An 18,261-nucleotide genomic window follows, 5' to 3' on the forward strand; every position below is an offset into this window, starting at 1 on the left:
AAATGACATTTGTAATAACTCAGCGTAATGAGAACTACGCCTTGCTGACAAAAATCTTATTCTTCGCTAGTCATCTCTTGACCCGCTTCTTCTACTGAAGTCAACGAAGCACCCATGTGCGCCATCGCCGATACTTCAGTCAGAATTTCAGGACCAATTTTACCTTCAGCAATTTCACGCAAGGCAATAACAGTAGGCTTGTCGTTTTCAGCTTCAACTAAAGGTTCCTGACCATTGGCAATTTGGCGAGCGCGTTTAGTTGCAACCATCACCAGTTCAAAACGGTTTTCTACATTATCCAGACAATCTTCAACTGTCACTCGTGCCATTGGTGTTATACCCCTAGAAATTAAATAGTCGATAGTGAACTAGTCATTATACTCAAGCGCTGAGAATGACACAAGATATAATGCTTAATTAAAAACCATATATTTGTTGAGGTTTATACCAACAAAGCCTCAATAAGATTGTGATGACGGCGACATTGTGGCGATTGGCGTAAACGGAAGGCATAAATCAAGGCTTTAAGCTCGCCCAACGCATGGGAAAATTGATCATTAACAATTAAGTATTCAAATTCATCGTAGTGTGACATTTGTTCTATCGCTTCATTCATACGCTTACTAATCACTTCATGGGAATCCTGCCCGCGTTCCGTCAAGCGTGATAAGAGTTCTTGTCGTGAAGGGGGCAAAATAAACACATTAGTACAGGTATCAAATTGTTTACGTACCTGCTGAGCACCCTGCCAGTCAATTTCCAGAATAATATCGATGCCCGCAGTTAATTTTTCTTTAATTTGTTTTTTTGATGTACCATAAAAATTGCCAAACACTTCTGCATGTTCAATAAACTGTTGTTCAGCAATCATCTGCTGAAAAGTCTCATGACTCACATAATGGTAATCAATGCCCTCACGTTCACCCGGACGTTTTTCTCGTGTCGTATAGGAAACTGAAACCTCAATCAGGTCGGTTTCTTCTAATAAGGCTTTAAGCAGACTGGTTTTACCGGCGCCCGATGGCGCACTAATGATATACAACATACCGCAATCGGTTTCAGGGCTGTGGTTAAACATAGTTTATTCTCTTTTTTAATACTTTTTTGGACAGAATTTATTGGTGTATTATACCCCTGATATTTAGAAATGCACCCTGAGAGCATTTCATTCAGGACGATTTTCAGCCAAAGACAAATTTATCCTCTTGACACTCATATTACGCCCTAGCTTGCTAGTTTTTTTGATATTTCAATATCTTTTTTTAGCAAAGAATTAATTGTTTCATTTAAAGAGAATTTCTGTTTTTTATCACGAATTTTCTTTATAAAAAAATCCTTCACTTCTTTATCCAGATATATCGGAATATCCAACTCATCCAGAGGTCTGTAGAACTTACCTTGTTCTGCATTAGTAAAATCATATTCATCTTTCATTTTTTACACCTTTGTTGGTATGAATGCAGTTCTTTTTTAGATGCTTTTCTTGCGCTAATAATTCTCACATATTCAATGTTATTATCATCTTTAAATGTGTGTACGACAGCATCCAAAAACAGCTATTCAATATTCTGTATCTGCTCACGCATTTGCTCTATCAATACTTTCATCTCGACTGAAGCTGCCGTGGTGATTTCTGAGATAGATTTTGAGCCGAGGGTATTGGCTTCGCGATTGAGTTCTTGCATAAGGAAATCCAGGCGGCGGCCAATGGCTTCGTTGTCGGGAATGTCAGCGGAAATATTGCGTTCAATTTCAATCAGGTGAGTCTGTAAGCGGTCAATTTCTTCATCCACATCGGCTTTGTGTGCCAATAACACCATTTCTTGTTCTAGTCGGCCATTTTCGGCTTCAAGCGATAGGTTTGCTTGCACATGTTGCAGTTTTTCTTCTAATCGTTGGCGTTGTAATTGAAGAATTTTCGGCATTTTTTCTTTGACCTGATCAATCACCGCTCGCATGTCAGCGATGCGCTGAGCAATCATTTCGCCTAAGGCCTGGCCTTCTCTTTGTTTGCCCTCTAAGAGTTCAGCCAATGCCGAATCTAATACGGGAAAAACAGAATCATTGATAGCATTTTGATCGATGTTACGAGCATCCATTACCCCCGGCCAATTAATAATATCCACCGCGCTCACGGGTGCGGCATTGTAAATTAACTTATCGATTTCATGTAGTGTTTTGGCTACTTGTTCCGCCAAGTCATGATTGAAGGCTAGGAGCTGTTGGTTATTTTCGTCAATATTTAAACGAATAAAAACGTCCAGTTTACCCCGTTGAAATCGGGCTTTAATCCGCTCTCTGATTTGCATTTCCAACGCCCGCAATTCATCTGGCATTTTAATGCTCAAATCCAAAAAACGGTGATTGACACTGCGCAATTCGATGGCCATCACGCCCCAGTCCAGTTTTGCTTCCTGTCGGGCATAGGCAGTCATACTTTTAACCATAGAGACTCCAAGTGTCATAAGTAGAGGTGATATTTCTGGGACAGATCAAATAAGCCCATTTGGTTTTACATTTGTAGGATGTGCGAAGCAGGTTGATCGATCCCATATTTCTTCATCCTAGAAGAATAATTTCAACGATTGTTATAGATTGTAGCATAACCCATAGAAATTCTGCGTTTATCTCACTATACTCTCTTATACACTCATGAATTTTTACCGGAAGTTAATAGGATTAACAAACGCCCATGGCGCATAATATAGCCCCTCTTGCACAAGGAACCCAGGTTGATGAATACATTATCGACAATGTAATGGGCGGCGGCGGTTTCAGTATAGTTTATAACGCCCATAGTGTTGCAGACAAAAAACACACCGTACTGATTAAAGAATATATGCCGAAAAAACTGGCCGTCAGAGTCAATGATACGGATGTCACCAGTTTAGATCCTTCTGCACCTGAATCCTATAACAAAGGCCGTAAGCTTTTCTTTCAGGAAGCCAGTACCCTAGCAACACTCAAACACCCTAACATTGTTGATGTGACTAACTTTTTTCAGACCAATGGCACGGCTTATATGGTGATGAAAGATGAAAAAGGGGTCAACCTGCAAGATTATATTCGCAAGTACAAAGGCAACCTCAGTGAAAGATTATTACGTAAAGTCTTCCCGCAATTATTGTCTGGAGTAAAGTTATTACATGACAAGGGCTTATTACATCTGGATATCAAGCCCAGCAATATTCACTTGCGCCAAGGGGGCAGGCCTTTGTTATTAGACTTTGGTGCGGTCAGGGAAACCATGAAAACCCGTCTATATGATGCTCGTGTCGTGGCCACCGCTGGTTTTGCTCCCATTGAACAAGTGACTGAACGTGGCTATATGGGGCCTTGGACTGATATTTATGCCATCGGCGCTACCATGAGAAGTTGTATTGAGGGTGTACCGCCACCGTCAGCCAACAAACGCAAGGACGACGATCCAATGAAACCGGCGGTCAATGCATTTAAGCGCAAATACAGTCAGATACTTTTGGAGGCTGTTGATTGGTCGATGGAGCCGGATCAGCGTCTGCGCCCGCAAAGTTGTGATGAATTACTGGAAATGTTGGAAAAGATGCCCGATGAAAACGAGTCTAAGTCAATCTTGTCCAAGCTTAAGCTGGATCAGCTCTCGAATCTATTGCCTTGGAATAAATAAGCACACAGCGATAAAAAATTTAACTCGCGCCCTTTGCTAACAAAAACTGGCCATAGTCTTTATCGGTTTTTAGAATATGGTTGAGCAACCAGTCTTTTAAAAAAACCATCACTTCAACCCCAACTAAAAAATCACCATCAGCCATTTTTTGTCGTAACTTCTGAACCTGCTCAATCATTGCATGATGCTCATTGATATGAGACTCTGTTTGCTCATAAGCATGTTGAGCAAATAACTTTTCCTCATAACCAAAATGGCTCACTGTATAATCCGCTAAATCATCAAAAATAGCGATTAGGGCCTCATTGGCTTCACCTTCTGCCAAGGCCTCATTAAGTGTATTGATCATATTGATGAGTTTTTTATGCTGCTCATCGATTGAGTCAATACCCACACTTAATTCATTATTCCATTGGATCAACAACATGTATTCTCTCTGCTAACATTATTAAAAAACAATTCTTTAGCAGTATGAGGCATTCAATGAAGAAATCCAGACTATAATAGCCGTAGTATTGACTTTTATCAGCATTTTGCTGTGTTTTATATAAACAAACTTACTTCTGAACTCAAGGGGAAATCTTATATTCACATTTCAGCGTGGGCACAAAAAACGTGCTCACCCTACGCCTCATTCCTTCTGAGGCTTTTTACTTGAGAGTAAATGTCGGTGAATTCGTATATTGCGTAGCAGTTCACTGGTACGCAATAATGTGAAGAACTAGAAAATAAAAATATTCTTGCAGTTTTCTACGCTCTAAATGTTATAATTTTAGCACTTATAACAGGCTAAATTAAACATCAATAAAGCCTGTTGACAATATTTATATTTTTACATCACAGGAAACCACTCTATGAGTTCCAGCGGTACTACACGCCCTAGCGGTCGTGCTAACGATGAACAGCGCACAGTCAAAATCACTCGTCACTATACCAAACATGCAGAAGGCTCAGTATTAATTGAAAGCGGTGAAACCCAGGTGCTTTGTACTGCAACCGTAGAAACCAGAGTGCCGGGCTTCCTACGAGGCAAAAAGCAGGGCTGGGTAACAGCAGAATACGGTATGCTACCCCGTGCAACGGGCAAGAGAATGCGTCGTGAATCATCTGCGGGCAAGCAAAGTGGGCGCACTATGGAGATTCAGCGTCTTATTGCTCGTTCGTTACGGGCGGTGATTGATCTCGAAGCATTAGGCGAAAATACTATTACGCTGGATTGTGATGTCATTCAGGCCGATGGCGGCACCCGCACGGCCTCAATTACTGGCGCTTATGTCGCCTTGGTTGATGCCGTGAACTACATGCTAGAGAAGAAAATCATCAAAAAGAACCCGCTGCACGGTCATGTTGCCTCTATTTCAGTTGGTATTTATAATGGCGAACCGGTATTAGATTTGGATTATGCTGAAGATTCCTGCGCTGAAACCGATATGAATATTGTCATGAATGAAGTCGGGGGCTTTATTGAAATTCAAGGGACAGCTGAAGGCCATGCTTTTCAACCAGAAGAACTCACCGCCATGTTAGCATTAGGCAAAAAAGGCATCGAACATCTGATTGAAAAGCAGACTGAAGCACTGGCTTAATCATCTAAGCAAACACTTAGTAAACAGAGAATGGCATAGCTCAAACCTTTTTTACACTTCAGATGTAGGATGTGGTGAGGCACGAACCGCATCAATGGCTTTAAATGTACGTCTTTGATGCGGTTCGTTCCTCACCGCATCCTACTAATGTAAAGATATATAGCTTATTTAATCTGTCCCCAAAAAATAGAGAATGAAAAATGAATTTAGATAAAAAAATTGTTTTAGCGAGTGGTAACAAAGGTAAAGTCAGGGAATTTGTCAAAATGTTCACTGATCTGGGTCTCAATATCGTGCCACAAACGGAACTCGGTGTGGGTGATGTTGAAGAAACCGGCACCACCTTCGTGGAAAACGCCATCATCAAAGCACGTTATGCCGCAGAAATCACCGGGATGCCAGCCATTGCCGATGATTCCGGCATTGAAGTTGACTACCTGAATGGTGTTCCCGGTATTTATTCCGCGCGTTATTCAACCTTAGCAGGCAGTGGCGAATACGGGGGTGACTCTAAGGATGCGAATAATAATTTAAAGTTATTAGATGCCCTAAAAGACGTAGACGATGATGCCTTACGTACTGCACGTTATCAATGTATTCTGGTTTATATGCGTCATGCTGCTGATCCAACACCGATCATTTGCCAAGCTGCCTGGGAAGGTATTATCATGCGCGAAGAAGTAGGTGATAATGGTTTTGGCTATGATCCACTATTCTGGGTGCCCGAGCACCAGCTATCATCAGCACAACTCGACCCTGACATTAAAAATGGCATGAGCCATCGTGGTAAAGCATTGCGTTTATTACATGATGAACTCACTGCATTGTATGCAAAATAGCACACTGAGTTTTCGTCAGGCAACATCATCTGACTTGGAGGCGATTTTAAATTTCCCCCAAGACAAAACCGAATTATTTTATTTCTTCCCCTCTGCCAGCTACCCTTTAACCCAAGCACAACTTGAAGCACAACTTAGCGAACGCTATGAGTCCACCGTTATGCTTGATCTTAAGCTTGCGCCTAAACAACAAGTTATTGGCTTTGCTAATTTTTATAATGTAGAAAACCATAATATTGCCTTTATCGGCAATGTCATAATCAAACCAGAAAAGAGACAACAGGGCTTGGGGAAAAAATTAGTGCAGACAATGGTGGCGATTGGCTTTCAACAATTAGGTCTCAATGAAGTACACCTCTCTTGCTACAGCCAAAATACTAAGGCTCTATTGTTTTATCAACATCTGGGATTTAAGCCCTATGCTATTGAACAGCGCAAAGATTTTAATCAACAGTCAACGGCGATGATACATTTTAAAATTAAGCGTAAAGCGTTTTTAGCGACTTTCCAAAGCTAATTTTAGATCAAAGCTAAAGAGTGAACCTTTGCCAGGCTGACTTTTAACCATCAACTCACCATCCATAAGTGTTACCAATTGTTTGCTTATGGCTAAACCAAGTCCCGTCCCCCCATATTTGCGGGTGATCGAGCCATCACCCTGAGAAAATGATTCAAATATTTTATCCTGATCGCTTTCAGAAATACCAATCCCTGTATCTTCAACACTCACATTAAGAATCAGTTGTGATTCATTTTGACAGAGGATCGTCATGGCAAGAACAACTGAACCTTGTTCGGTGAATTTAGCAGCATTATCCAACAAACTAATTAAAACTTGTTTTATTCGGCTCTTGTCTCCAATCACAATTTGAGGAATATTTTCATCAAATTTAATATCAAAGTGTATTTGTTTGAGCATTAACTTAGCCCGTATAATACGATCAATATCATCAATTAAGTCTCTAAAATTAAATGCTTTCGCATTCAGTAATAATTGCTTGGAATTAATTTTGCTATAATCCAGCACATCATTAACAATACCTAATAAGGTTTGACTCGACACATTGAGTGCTTTGATATAAGTCTTGGCATCTTCGTCTAAATCACAATAATTGAGCAGTTCAGTCATGCCCATAATACCATTAAGCGGTGTCCTGATTTCATGGCTGATATTGGCTAAAAACTGTGACTTGGTATAACTGGCAATTTCAGCCAAACGACGTGCCTCACGTATGGATTCTTGAGCACTTTTACGCTCATTGATATGTTTTTCGAGCAATTTTTCCCGCATCACACTCGCTGTCACATCGCTGATATGAATTAAACAAAAAACCTCGTGTTGCTCTTGTTCATCATCCAAACGAATTTGGGTAATTTGAATATGCTGCAACAAGGGTGTTTTTTCTTTATCTTCTTTATTGGTGTTCACATACAGTGGCAAGGGTGAATGGTTAAAAACATTAGAGATAACAGCCGGCATTCCCAACTCAAAATTAACTTCAATGGCCTGATGAATACGGGTATTTTTTAATTCAGGAAAAACTTGCAACAAGCTTTGCTGGTAAACTTGAGTAGCGCTTAGACCACTGGCATTGGCAACCCAACGATTCCAGTGCACAACCCGTAAATCCTGATCCAGAATGATCAAGCCCGTATTGATAGCATTCAATAAAACCTTACAATGCTTAAAGAGTCGATTGAAAGCAGAATCAGACATTTTCAAGCATTTTATTGAGTTGTAATTTAATACTATCCATCGACACTGAACCAAGAACAAAGGCTATATGACCACTTATTTGATTAGTCGTCAGGGTAAGATCCACTTGCATCGACATAACAACCTGATTGGTATTAAAATGACTGTTTTTAAATAGGTTTTCGGCTTTATCATCACTGAATTGTGGTAACTTGATAACAAAATTGTCATCCAGCATTTTGGCAATAATACCAATACAGGCATTCAGCACAATATTACCAATTTCAGTGAAAGCCTCCTGCTGTAGTTCAGTGGCCATTTCATCACTCAGATGATTGCCTAACATGGCACGGATCACATTGAGACTACCACTCACGGGAAACAGCAACATGGATTGCATGTCAAAGGGACCCGAAATATCCTGAGACACCGTGATAATGTTTTCATCATTGGGGAATCGCTCAAGCAATTCATCGACACTACAAAAAGAAATCTCTGGTACTGATAATTGGATTTCCTGATGCAACATTTCACTTAATGCTGCTGCCGAGCGTCCAATCCCCACATTGAAAAGTTCCGTCAATAGGTCAAATTCCATCTCAGTCAAAGTAACGGCTTGTTTTTCTGGCGATATATTATTGGTCATCACTGCTTCTCATCCGAAAATTCACTAGGGTGCTTCATTAAAATAAGCGACCAGTTGCTCAATTGATTTTTCAGTGATGGGTTTATTGATGCATCGACCATTTAATGCGGTGGTTTTTTCTTGAATGGAATCTTGAATATTCGCTGTTAATAAGGCTTTGGGTGCTTCTGGAAAGTTTTGATTCAGTTCAGCCATCAGTTCTAAACCATCCATACCCGGCATATTAAAATCAATACTAAACAAATCAAAGATGTGTTCTTTGGTTTGTTCAAGTGCTTCATCAGCATTCTTGGCTTCGGATAATTGCCATTGTGGGCAGAGCGCTTGCAAGCCCTTTTTGATCATCATTCTCGACACTAGACTATCATCGACAATCAGCACATGTTTTGCTTCGGACATTATTTTCTCAATATTTAAAATGCTAATAAAAATGTAACTCTTCAACGTGTTTAGATATAAATAACGACGAAATTAAATAAAGGGTGAATACGCTGAGTAGTTACATTAAAATTTAGTTGAGAATGTCCAAATTGGCAAGCTAAGATAAGAAAAGAGTGCTATTTTTACTCTTGTGAAAAATGAGTACGAATAAAATCATAAAAATATGCACTTCATCCGTCTCTTTCATTACATGAATGCCATCACGTTTTTGACTATAAGTAGCCCGGTGTTGGTATTGTTCCGAAACACTATATTAATTTGGAAAAACGTTGGGTTTCTTCATCGGGTTTAATATAACGATCAAACACCATGCAGATGTTACGAATCAATAAACGCCCCCGTGAGGTCACTTCGATACCCTGTTTATCCAGTACAATTAAACCATCTTCCACCATAGTGGCATAACGCTCTAATTCTGTTGCAAAATAGACTTTAAAGTCGATCTTAAAGCGCTCACCGACTTTGGCAAAATCAAGTTTAAAATGACAGATCAATTGCATAATGGCTTCACGACGAATCAAATCATCATCGTCAATTTCAACCCCACGGAAAATCGCTAACTCACCCTGATCAATCAAGGCATTGTATTCATCCATGGTACGAGCATTTTGAGCAAAGCTATTGGCAATGGTGCCTATTGAAGTAATGCCTATACCCACTAAATCACAGTCAGCATGGGTCGCATAGCCCTGAAAATTGCGGTATAACTCACCGTTTTTCTGAGCAATGGTTAGCTCATCATCGGGCTTGGCAAAGTGATCCATACCGATATAAACATAGCCCGCTGCCGTGAGCTTATCCATACAATGTTTAAAAATTTCCAGCTTTACCGCCGCAGAAGGCAGTTCACTTTCATTGATACGACGCTGTGGTTTAAAACGCTCGGGCAAATGCGCATAATTAAAGACCGACACCCGATCAGGACTGATTTCAATGAGTTCATCCAGAGTTTGATCAAAGCTTTCGACCGTCTGCAAGGGCAGTCCATAGATCAAATCAACGCTGATGGATTTGAAATTTTCTTCCCGTGCCGCAGTCATTGCAGCCAGAGTTTCCTCTCTGCTCTGAATTCGATTCACCGCTTTTTGTACCGCCGGATTAAAATCCTGCACTCCCAGACTCATGCGATTAAAACCTAGCTCGCGTAATAGTTTGATACTCTCACGGGACACTTCACGCGGGTCAATTTCAATGGAATATTCACCACTATCATCATCATGCAAATTAAAATGCTGACGGGTCACTGCCATCAATTCACGCATTTCGTCATGACTGATAAACGTCGGTGTACCACCACCCCAATGCAATTGATCGACTTTACGAGAGGGATCAAATAACTTTGCCTGCAGGGCAATTTCTTTGTGTACTCGCTCCAGATAAGGCGCAGCTTTAGAACGATCCTTAGTCACCACCTTGTTGCAACCGCAATAAAAACACACGGTATCACAAAAAGGAATGTGAAAATAAAGCGAGAGGGCCTTATCAGACTGATTGGATTTTTCCGCAAACTTGCGATAGCTGTCAGCGGTATAATCATCACAAAATTGTACTGCGGTAGGATATGATGTGTAGCGTGGTCCTGCTTTGTCATATCGTTTAATGAGCTGTGGATCAAACTCAACATTTGCCATAATTTTTTATCCTGATACGGGAATTGTATTAATTTATTTTTTCAAAAAGTATGTCCCAAACACCATGTCCAAGGCGTTCGCCACGGCGCTCGAATTTGGTTCTGGGTCGGTATTCTGGCCTAGGAATATAACGCCCCTCTACAGCACAATTGTCAAACCCCGGAGCATTTAACATGCTTTCAAGCATCTGTTTAGCATAATGTTCCCAATCCGTTGCCATGTGAAACTGCCCATGAAGTATTAATTTTTTCCGTAACAACTGGATAAAATCATCTTGCACAATGCGCCGTTTATGATGTTTTCTCTTGTGCCAGGGATCGGGAAAAAACAGATAAACAGCACTCAGACTATTGTCCTGAATTTGATTTTTTAGCACCTCAATGGCATCAAACCGCATGACTCTGAGGTTAGTGAGTCCTTGCTCACCTATATTGCCCAATAAACGTCCCACACCGGGACGATGCACTTCAATACCAATATAGTTATTTTCCGGATGTCGGGTAGCGGTTTCAATTAATGAATCCCCCATGCCAAAACCAATTTCCAGTATAACAGGCGCCTGACGGGAAAATAATTGTTCAAAATCAAGCTTTGCCTCAGGTTCAATACCAAAGACAGACCAGAGATCGGCAAAGGCTTTTTCCTGTCCCAGCGTCATCCGCCCCGAACGTACCACATAACTTTTGATCGCACGGGGGTGCTTAACTTGTTCTGAACTTTCTTTCACTAGCAGCCCCCTTTCACTTTTCACTTTCAAACTTAGAAAAACGTACCATCAATGGGTGAAGATGCACTGGCGTAGGCTTTTTTCGGCATACGTCCGGCTAAAAAGGCTTCACGCCCCCCTTCAATGGCTTTTTTCATTGCCGAAGCCATCAGCACCGGCTTGTTAGCCGCAGCAATGGCGGTGTTCATTAACACCGCATCACAACCAATTTCCATGGCAATTGCCGCATCAGAAGCCGTACCCACACCGGCATCAACTAAAATAGGCACTGTGGCATTTTCTTTAATCAGACGAATATTATGCGGATTACAAATGCCCAAGCCTGAACCAATTAAACCAGCCAACGGCATGACCGCCACACAGCCCATTTCTTCCAACTGTTTCGCCATAATAGGATCATCACTAGTATAGACCATGACTTTAAAACCATCTTTGATCAGAATCTCTGCGGCTGCAATGGTATCAATCATATTGGGATAGAGTGTTTTTTGATCACCCAGCACTTCAAGCTTCACCAAATCATGACCATCAAGCAATTCACGGGCTAGCTGACAGGTTCTCACCGCATCTTTAGCGGTATAGCAACCGGCTGTATTAGGTAAAATAGTGTATTTATCAGGCGAGATAACATCCAGCAGATTGGGTTCATCAGGGTTTTGACCAATATTGGTACGACGGATAGCCACCGTGACTATCTCTGCACCACTGGCTTCAATTGCCTCACGGGTTTCATCCATGTCCTTATATTTGCCAGTACCGACGAGTAAACGTGAGTGATACGCTTTGCCAGCAATGATCAGCTTGTCATCTTGCATAGTATGTCCTGATAATTAAGTGTTCTGGGTAAATTAAACCTAAAAAAATCAGTTGAACCTACTGCGACCGCCTTATGCACTGAATCTTAAGGATTTTCCAGAACATTTTGACTTCACCCGTAGGGTGACTACGAATAAAGCCCAAATAACCTGTAAAACCCTTAATCTTCAGCACCTAAGTCGCTCTCGCTACGATTCAACTGATTATTTTAGGTTAAAGGCGCATTATAGCCTAAAAAGTGCATGATAATAGCAGTTGCTGAGCTTAACATGATATATCGCAAAGACTTTAGCCACCGCCAATTGCATGGACAATTTCCACTTTATCACCGGCATTAAATAAATATGTATCATGACGGCTTTTTGAGACAATTTCTTCATTCACTTCAACGGCTAAACGCTGACCGACAATGTCCATCTCAGCGAGTAAATTCTGCACAGAATAGCCGTCTGACACCTTTTTGGCATCACCATTTACGAAAATTTTCAAAAAAAGCTCCTTTATTTACGATAAAAACGCCCATTCAAGGGGTTTTCCTACTCGAATTGACTGTTAGATGTGTTATATTTTACACGGAAACTAGCAGACGTTAAATATAACTTCCCAAGGAATTACTGCATGCTCGCCAGTTCTCAAGATAAAATAATAAGTTTACAACAAGCCGTTACTTTAGATGGCTTGTTTTATGAACGCACAGTACGTTCTGCCGATGATATTGCCTATATACAATATAACAAACAAAAAAAGCACACCCCAGACGAAGCATGGGAAGAAACTACCTGGAATGAAATGGCCGTGCTGGTCGGTCGCTGGCAAAAAGCCATCGATGCCGAAGAGTTAGAAAGTGGTGATCGCGTTGCCATTTTGATGAAAAACAGCAAAGAATGGATAGCAGTTGATCAAGCTGCACTTGGCTTAGGTTTAGTTATCGTACCATTGTATCTTGAAGATCGCCCGGATAATATTGCTTATATTCTTGAAGATTCAGCAATCAAATTATTAGTCGTTCAGGATAGCAGTCAATGGGGTCGTTTACGTGATAATTGTGCTGATAACACTTTTTTAAAGCGGGTGGTTTTGGTTGATGCGACAGAACAATTAGAAAATGAACTCGACATCGTGACCACCATGCAACAATGGCTACCGGAAGAAGGCCATGTCATGCATAAGCGCGATGGTGATCCCAATGAATTGGCAACCATTGTTTACACCTCTGGCACAACGGGCAAGCCCAAGGGTGTGATGCTTAGCCATAATAATATCCTATCCATCGTATCCCCTTCTGCCGCCGAACTGAAAGTTCGCTCAGACGACTTATTTCTATCTTTTTTACCCATATCCCATACCTTTGAGCGCAGCCTCGGTTATTACCTGACCATGATGGTCGGTTGTCGAGTGGCTTTTGCCCGCTCAATTCAAGTGCTTGCTGAAGATTTGGTGACACTGAAGCCCACCATTCTAATTTCTGTGCCACGTATTTATGAACGAGTCTATGCCAAAATTGAAGGGACTCTATTAAAAGGCTCGCCTATCAAACGGCTACTATTTAAACTCACGGTACAGGTCGGTTGGAACCGTTTCTTATACAAACAAAAACGTTCTAGCCTATGTTTATCCTGTCTTATCTGGCCAATACTCAGACGCATTGTTGCCGATAAGGTGATGCAAAAATTTGGTGGTGAACTCAGGCTGGCAGCAACCGGTGGCGCTGCTATTCCATTTCCTGTTGCGAAAACCTTTATTGGTCTTGGGCTAACGCTGATTCAGGGCTATGGTCTAACAGAAACCAGTCCTGTCGCGACATTTAATCGTATCGACAATAACGACCCGCGTTCAATTGGTCATGCCCTACAGGGCATTGAACTCAAAATTGGTGATAATGATGAACTGCTCATCAAAAGCCCCGGGGTGATGATGGGCTATTGGAACAATCATGCCGCTACCGCACAGGCCATTGATCCTGATGGCTGGTTTCATAGTGGTGATCAGGCACGTATCGATAAAAACAGCGGCCATGTTTATATCACTGGTCGTTTAAAAGATATTTTGATTATGTCCAATGGAGAAAAAATTCCTCCCACAGACATTGAAAATACCATCGTGATCGATCCACTATTTGAACATGCCATGTTATTAGGCGAAGGTCAGGCCTATCTCAGTGCGGTACTGGTATTGAATTCTGAAGAATGGGTACAGATTGCACAGAAAAACAACTTAGATCCCTTTGATAAAAACAATCTTCATGATAAGGCTGTCAATAGTCAGATTGTGCGCCATTTAAGAACCGTTTTACACGATTTTCCAGGTTATGCCAAAATTCGTAAAGTGGTTCTAAGCCTCGACCCTTGGACAGTTGATAATGGTATTTTGACCCCCACTCTTAAAGTCAAACGACCCAAGGTAATGGAGCAGTTTAAGAAAGAAATTAAGAGCTTATATAGTTAGCATCCATCCATTTTATACCCATGATATTTGGAAAAGCAGTAGTAGGGTGGGCATGGCTTTATCTGCCCACGCTGACTCAATACCTTGTATTCACATTTTCAGCGTGGGCACAAAAAGCGTGCCCACCCTACAGTCACTGAAAGTGTAAAAGACCCTATCTACAAATGGATACTACTGAGCACTAAAACAACTCAATGTCACCTTCATTGACCTGTTCCTGCAATTCGCCCTGTGCCACCAATGTTTCGTACAAGGCGATATTATTGCGCCCATGTTCTTTGACGTAATAAAGCGCATTGTCGGCACGGTCGATAATTTCACTTTGCATTTTGCTATTGTCTAATTGCGTCACACCAATACTGATCGTGACTTGGCCCACCGAGGGAAAATCATAGTTCTCAATGTGTTTTCTAAAACGATGTAAAATGGTCTCAACCATATCAGAGCCGACATTTTTTAGCAGCACTACAAACTCCTCGCCACCATAACGAAAAAGCCAGTCATCGTCTCGAAATACTTTTTGCATCTGTTGGGCAAAATGTAGCAAGACTTCATCACCATACAGGTGTCCATAAGCATCATTAATACGCTTAAAGTGATCAATATCTAAAATAGCCAGATAACTATGCTTACTTATTTCAGGCTTATTCATTTCAGCCTGACGGCGTAATTGATGCTCACTTTCCAAGGATAATTGGTTCATCTTGCGATCAAAAAACTTTCGATTATACAAGCCCGTCAATGCATCCTTATCATTCAATGAAATCAATAATTGATGATTGCTATAAATTTCGGAGAGATAGTGGACTAATTGCAAGACAATGGAACGAATTTCTATGGGTAAATCGTTGCTGGATAATGAGTGAATCTCAGCACCAACTTGAGCGGAAAACTGATAAGCCATAAAAAAGCTGGTTTGCTTATCCTGATTCATTTTCTTGAGTAATAGGCTTACCGTTTCTGTGCTTACCGATTCAACAGCAAGCGCACAATCATTTAGTTCGCTATTTTGTACAATTGCCTGCTGACACGCCTCAAGTGACTCGACACTCATGGCATGTTGGCCCAGCTCAGCCAAGTTATTAGCGATCAGTGATGTTTGCGAAAGCTCCAAACCATAGCAGGCCTTTCTATCCTGATAAGCTTCTACAGAAATAGAGGCATCGTTATGCACTCGTTCGAATTTCAATAAAACAATGCTTTCCAAGGCATCAAACTGCTGCATCATCACATCAAAAAAGACAGCCACTAGGGACTCTTCATCTCGATAAGATGTTAATAAAGCACTTTTTTTTAAAATTTCACTACAAAAATCGGTCATATTAAACACAAAATTGGCTATATACCCATAATACTTGGAAATGCAGGCTTCGTTCTTTTAACTAAAATCCTCAATCATGTAGTGCTTATACACTCAATCGGCTCTTAGTCAAAATGCCTCGCTGCACTTCCAAGTATCACGGGTATAGAATAGGTTGCTATTGTTAGTTTTATATATTTTAATACATATATTATGTGAACATTTCCATGCTCTTTTTTACAACATCTTATCACTGGTAAAAATATATGACAAAACTACTTAAAATATTACTCTGGCTTATCGCATCATTTGTAATTGTAATTGTTCTGGCTAGCGTCCTATTACCAATCCTTGTTGATCCAAATGACTACAAAGATGAAATTGCCCAGCAGGTCTATAACAAAACTGGTCGAACCCTGACAATTGACGGCGATATTGACTTATCCATCTCTTTGCCGCTCTCCGTATCGCTGGATTTAGGCAAAATTGAACTCAGTAATGCCAAGGGATTTACTGATACGCCCTTTGCCCGAATGCAAGGCGCGTCGCTCTATGTTGCCATTATGCCATTACTGACTTCCAACCAATTGGATATCGGTGAAATTCAACTGAATGGCATGGAATTGAACCTAATAAAAAATAAACAGGGGCAAACTAACTGGGCTGATTTATCTTCTCCCCCAACCACAGCCGATCCAGCCAAAGAAGCACCCGCTTCTACCAGTAAAGCAAACCAAGCAGCTTCCTCTGAAAGTAGCTCTATGCCAGCCATTAGCGTTGCTGGACTCAATATCAAAGATGCCATCATTAATTGGACTGATGAACAAGCTGGACAAAAAATCAGTTTATCCAAAAGTAACATTAGCATCAGTGAGTTAATTGAAGATAAGCCCTTTGAGCTGAAAATAAGCACTTATATTCAAAGCAGTCAACCGGCCATAAAAGGTGACTTTAGTTTAACCAGTAGCCCAACAATCTCATTATCAAAGCAACAATTCAGTTTACCTGATACTTTGCTCTCATTGGATTTAACCGGCGATGCCCTCCCCGGTGGTGCTAACAAAACCACTCTGGGTGGCGATATTCATTTTGATGGCAATAAGCAAGTGCTTGAAATCAACAAAATGAAACTCACTTCCTTTGATATGGTCATTAATGGCTTATTCCATACGGCCAAGCTAGATAGCTCCCCCGTATTTAATGGTGAAGTCAGCATTGAACAGTTTTCACCCAAAAAATTAGCCCGTACCCTCGGTGCTGCATTACCCAATATGAAAGAAGCTAAGGCGCTTAATAGTGCTGATGCTAAAATGACATTTAACGGCAATGCAGACTCAGTCACCATCAGCGCTTTAGAAGCCAACCTTGATGATACGGCTTTAAAAGGAAATGCCTCGATTAAAAACTTTAAAGCACCTCGCTATGGTTTTGATTTAACACTCAATCAATTAAATCTAGACTTTTATGCCATGGCAGCGCCTGCTGATGTCAGCACGACAGCAAAGACAGACACGAAAACTAAAGCTGCTCCAACAACTAAACCCAAGCCAAGCAAAGCCCCTGTCAAAACAGCTAAAAGTGCACCCATTTTTCCTGTTGAAACACTACGCAAGTTAAACCTCAATGGTAAATTAAGCATTGCTGAGTTTATCGCCGGTGGTGCCAAAATGACTGATGTGGTTATTGTCTTAAAAGGTAATAAAGGCTTGGTACAATTAGCCCCACTCAGTGCCCAAATATATCAGGGCAGTATTAACCTAAAGGCAGACATTGATGCCCGAGGAAAAACCCCAAAGGTAAAAATCAACAATGTCTTGAAAAATGTGCAAATCGGAGACCTATTACAAGCCACTACAGGCTCACAAGAATTCACCGGTACTGCTAACATTAGTGCTAACATCACTTCTATCGGCAATGATAAAAATAGACTGGTAAAAAACAGTAATGGTAATATGAAATTACTCATCACTGATGGTCATATCAAAAAGCTGGATATTTTAAACACCCTAAGAAAAGCCGATGCCTTACTAAAAGGTCGTACGGCACCATCCGGCTCACAAGAACAGAACACTAAGTTTACTGAATTAAAAGGGACGTTTAATATCAAAAATGGCGTGATGAAAAACAACGATCTTTCCAGCAAATCACCTTTGATGGAGCTTACGGGCAAGGGTTATGCTGATTTTCCCAAAGAATATCTTGACTATACTCTCTCGGTTAAACTCTTAAATAGTTTAAAAATTGATGGCAAGTCACAGGGTACTGACTTTAAAGGCAAAGAGATCCCTTATACCATCAAGGGTAAGTTTTCTGAATTATCAGAAGAAGCCAATCTCAGCAAGCTCATTGAAGGTGAAGTGAAAAAGAAAGTCAGCAAAGAATTAGAAAAAAAGTTTGGTGACAAACTCAAAGGCTTTCTTAAGTTCTAAACATAGACCAGCACCTTAATCAGCACTAACAAGCCGGGTATTACCCGGCTTTTTCATTA

At 40.9% G+C, this 18,261-nt stretch carries 19 protein-coding genes; 6 read left to right on the plus strand and 13 right to left on the minus strand.

Annotated elements, in window-relative coordinates:
* Positions 1-56: 56 nt before the first annotated feature.
* The 4 genes from rpoZ to JEU79_RS16500 all read right to left on the minus strand — a co-directional run bounded on the left by rpoZ (position 57) and on the right by JEU79_RS16500 (position 2,447).
* The gene (gene rpoZ, locus JEU79_RS16485) at positions 57-329 is read right to left on the minus strand and encodes a DNA-directed RNA polymerase subunit omega (RefSeq protein WP_198264975.1); all 273 of its coding nucleotides are present in this window, start codon (positions 327-329) and stop codon (positions 57-59) included.
* A 113-nt stretch (positions 330-442) separates the two neighbouring features.
* Positions 443-1,045, minus strand: coding sequence for a guanylate kinase (gmk, locus tag JEU79_RS16490; protein ID WP_246540341.1), 603 nt, complete (start codon positions 1,043-1,045; stop codon positions 443-445).
* A 179-nt stretch (positions 1,046-1,224) separates the two neighbouring features.
* A complete protein-coding gene (locus JEU79_RS16495; protein WP_198264977.1) occupies positions 1,225-1,434 on the minus strand; it encodes a hypothetical protein in 210 nt (69 codons plus the stop codon).
* A 122-nt stretch (positions 1,435-1,556) separates the two neighbouring features.
* On the minus strand, positions 1,557-2,447 hold the full coding sequence (locus JEU79_RS16500; protein WP_198264978.1) for a YicC/YloC family endoribonuclease: 891 nt from the start codon (positions 2,445-2,447) through the stop codon (positions 1,557-1,559).
* 245 nt (positions 2,448-2,692) lie between these two features.
* On the opposite strand from JEU79_RS16500, the gene JEU79_RS16505 reads away from it, so the two are divergent.
* Positions 2,693-3,646 carry a serine/threonine protein kinase gene (locus tag JEU79_RS16505; protein WP_198264979.1) on the plus strand — a complete coding sequence of 318 codons (954 nt, stop codon included), beginning with the start codon at positions 2,693-2,695 and terminating at the stop codon, positions 3,644-3,646.
* A gap of 19 nt (positions 3,647-3,665) precedes the next feature.
* Here the strand turns inward: JEU79_RS16505 and JEU79_RS16510 are convergent, their stop codons facing one another.
* Complete coding sequence (locus JEU79_RS16510; protein ID WP_198264980.1) at positions 3,666-4,070, minus strand: bacteriohemerythrin; 405 nt, start codon at positions 4,068-4,070, stop codon at positions 3,666-3,668.
* Between the two features lie 430 nt (positions 4,071-4,500).
* Between JEU79_RS16510 and rph the strand changes: the two genes are divergently transcribed.
* The 3 genes from rph (at position 4,501) to JEU79_RS16525 (ending at position 6,588) form a co-directional block, all read left to right on the plus strand.
* Positions 4,501-5,232 carry a ribonuclease PH gene (gene rph / locus JEU79_RS16515; protein ID WP_198264981.1) on the plus strand — a complete coding sequence of 244 codons (732 nt, stop codon included), beginning with the start codon at positions 4,501-4,503 and terminating at the stop codon, positions 5,230-5,232.
* 200 nt (positions 5,233-5,432) lie between these two features.
* Entirely contained in the window at positions 5,433-6,071 is a 639-nt protein-coding gene (gene rdgB / locus JEU79_RS16520) for an RdgB/HAM1 family non-canonical purine NTP pyrophosphatase (protein WP_198264982.1), read from the plus strand.
* Entirely contained in the window at positions 6,061-6,588 is a 528-nt protein-coding gene (locus tag JEU79_RS16525) for a GNAT family N-acetyltransferase (protein WP_198264983.1), read from the plus strand. Before rdgB ends, JEU79_RS16525 begins: the two co-directional genes overlap by 11 nt.
* Here the strand turns inward: JEU79_RS16525 and JEU79_RS16530 are convergent.
* The 7 genes from JEU79_RS16530 to thiS all read right to left on the minus strand — a co-directional run bounded on the left by JEU79_RS16530 (position 6,568) and on the right by thiS (position 12,517).
* Positions 6,568-7,788: a PAS domain-containing sensor histidine kinase gene (locus tag JEU79_RS16530; RefSeq protein WP_198264984.1), complete on the minus strand. Its 1,221-nt coding sequence runs from the start codon at positions 7,786-7,788 to the stop codon at positions 6,568-6,570. The two genes, JEU79_RS16525 and JEU79_RS16530, sit on opposite strands and share 21 nt — an antisense overlap.
* Entirely contained in the window at positions 7,781-8,413 is a 633-nt protein-coding gene (locus tag JEU79_RS16535) for a hypothetical protein (RefSeq protein ID WP_198264985.1), read from the minus strand. Before JEU79_RS16535 ends, JEU79_RS16530 begins: the two co-directional genes overlap by 8 nt.
* A 24-nt stretch (positions 8,414-8,437) precedes the next feature.
* Entirely contained in the window at positions 8,438-8,812 is a 375-nt protein-coding gene (locus JEU79_RS16540) for a response regulator (protein ID WP_198264986.1), read from the minus strand.
* Positions 8,813-9,102: 290 nt separating this feature from the next.
* Positions 9,103-10,488 (minus strand): oxygen-independent coproporphyrinogen III oxidase, encoded by a 1,386-nt coding sequence (hemN, locus tag JEU79_RS16545; protein ID WP_246540604.1) that lies wholly within the window; start codon positions 10,486-10,488, stop codon positions 9,103-9,105.
* A gap of 25 nt (positions 10,489-10,513) precedes the next feature.
* Entirely contained in the window at positions 10,514-11,212 is a 699-nt protein-coding gene (gene trmB, locus JEU79_RS16550) for a tRNA (guanosine(46)-N7)-methyltransferase TrmB (protein ID WP_246540342.1), read from the minus strand.
* Positions 11,213-11,244: 32 nt separating this feature from the next.
* Positions 11,245-12,027: a thiazole synthase gene (locus tag JEU79_RS16555; RefSeq protein ID WP_198264988.1), complete on the minus strand. Its 783-nt coding sequence runs from the start codon at positions 12,025-12,027 to the stop codon at positions 11,245-11,247.
* A 289-nt stretch (positions 12,028-12,316) separates the two neighbouring features.
* Positions 12,317-12,517, minus strand: coding sequence for a sulfur carrier protein ThiS (gene thiS, locus JEU79_RS16560; RefSeq protein WP_198264989.1), 201 nt, complete (start codon positions 12,515-12,517; stop codon positions 12,317-12,319).
* A 129-nt stretch (positions 12,518-12,646) separates the two neighbouring features.
* Between thiS and JEU79_RS16565 the strand changes: the two genes are divergently transcribed.
* Complete coding sequence (locus JEU79_RS16565) at positions 12,647-14,473, plus strand: AMP-dependent synthetase/ligase (protein WP_198264990.1); 1,827 nt, start codon at positions 12,647-12,649, stop codon at positions 14,471-14,473.
* Positions 14,474-14,654: 181 nt separating this feature from the next.
* Here JEU79_RS16565 and JEU79_RS16570 read toward each other — a convergent pair whose 3' ends face one another.
* Positions 14,655-15,794 carry a GGDEF domain-containing protein gene (locus tag JEU79_RS16570; protein ID WP_246540605.1) on the minus strand — a complete coding sequence of 380 codons (1,140 nt, stop codon included), beginning with the start codon at positions 15,792-15,794 and terminating at the stop codon, positions 14,655-14,657.
* A gap of 245 nt (positions 15,795-16,039) precedes the next feature.
* On the opposite strand from JEU79_RS16570, the gene JEU79_RS16575 reads away from it, so the two are divergent.
* Entirely contained in the window at positions 16,040-18,202 is a 2,163-nt protein-coding gene (locus JEU79_RS16575; RefSeq protein WP_198264992.1) for an AsmA family protein, read from the plus strand.
* Positions 18,203-18,261 lie beyond the last annotated feature (59 nt).

It is taken from the genome of sulfur-oxidizing endosymbiont of Gigantopelta aegis, assembly GCF_016097415.1.
Taxonomy (GTDB): domain Bacteria; phylum Pseudomonadota; class Gammaproteobacteria; order GRL18; family GRL18; genus GRL18.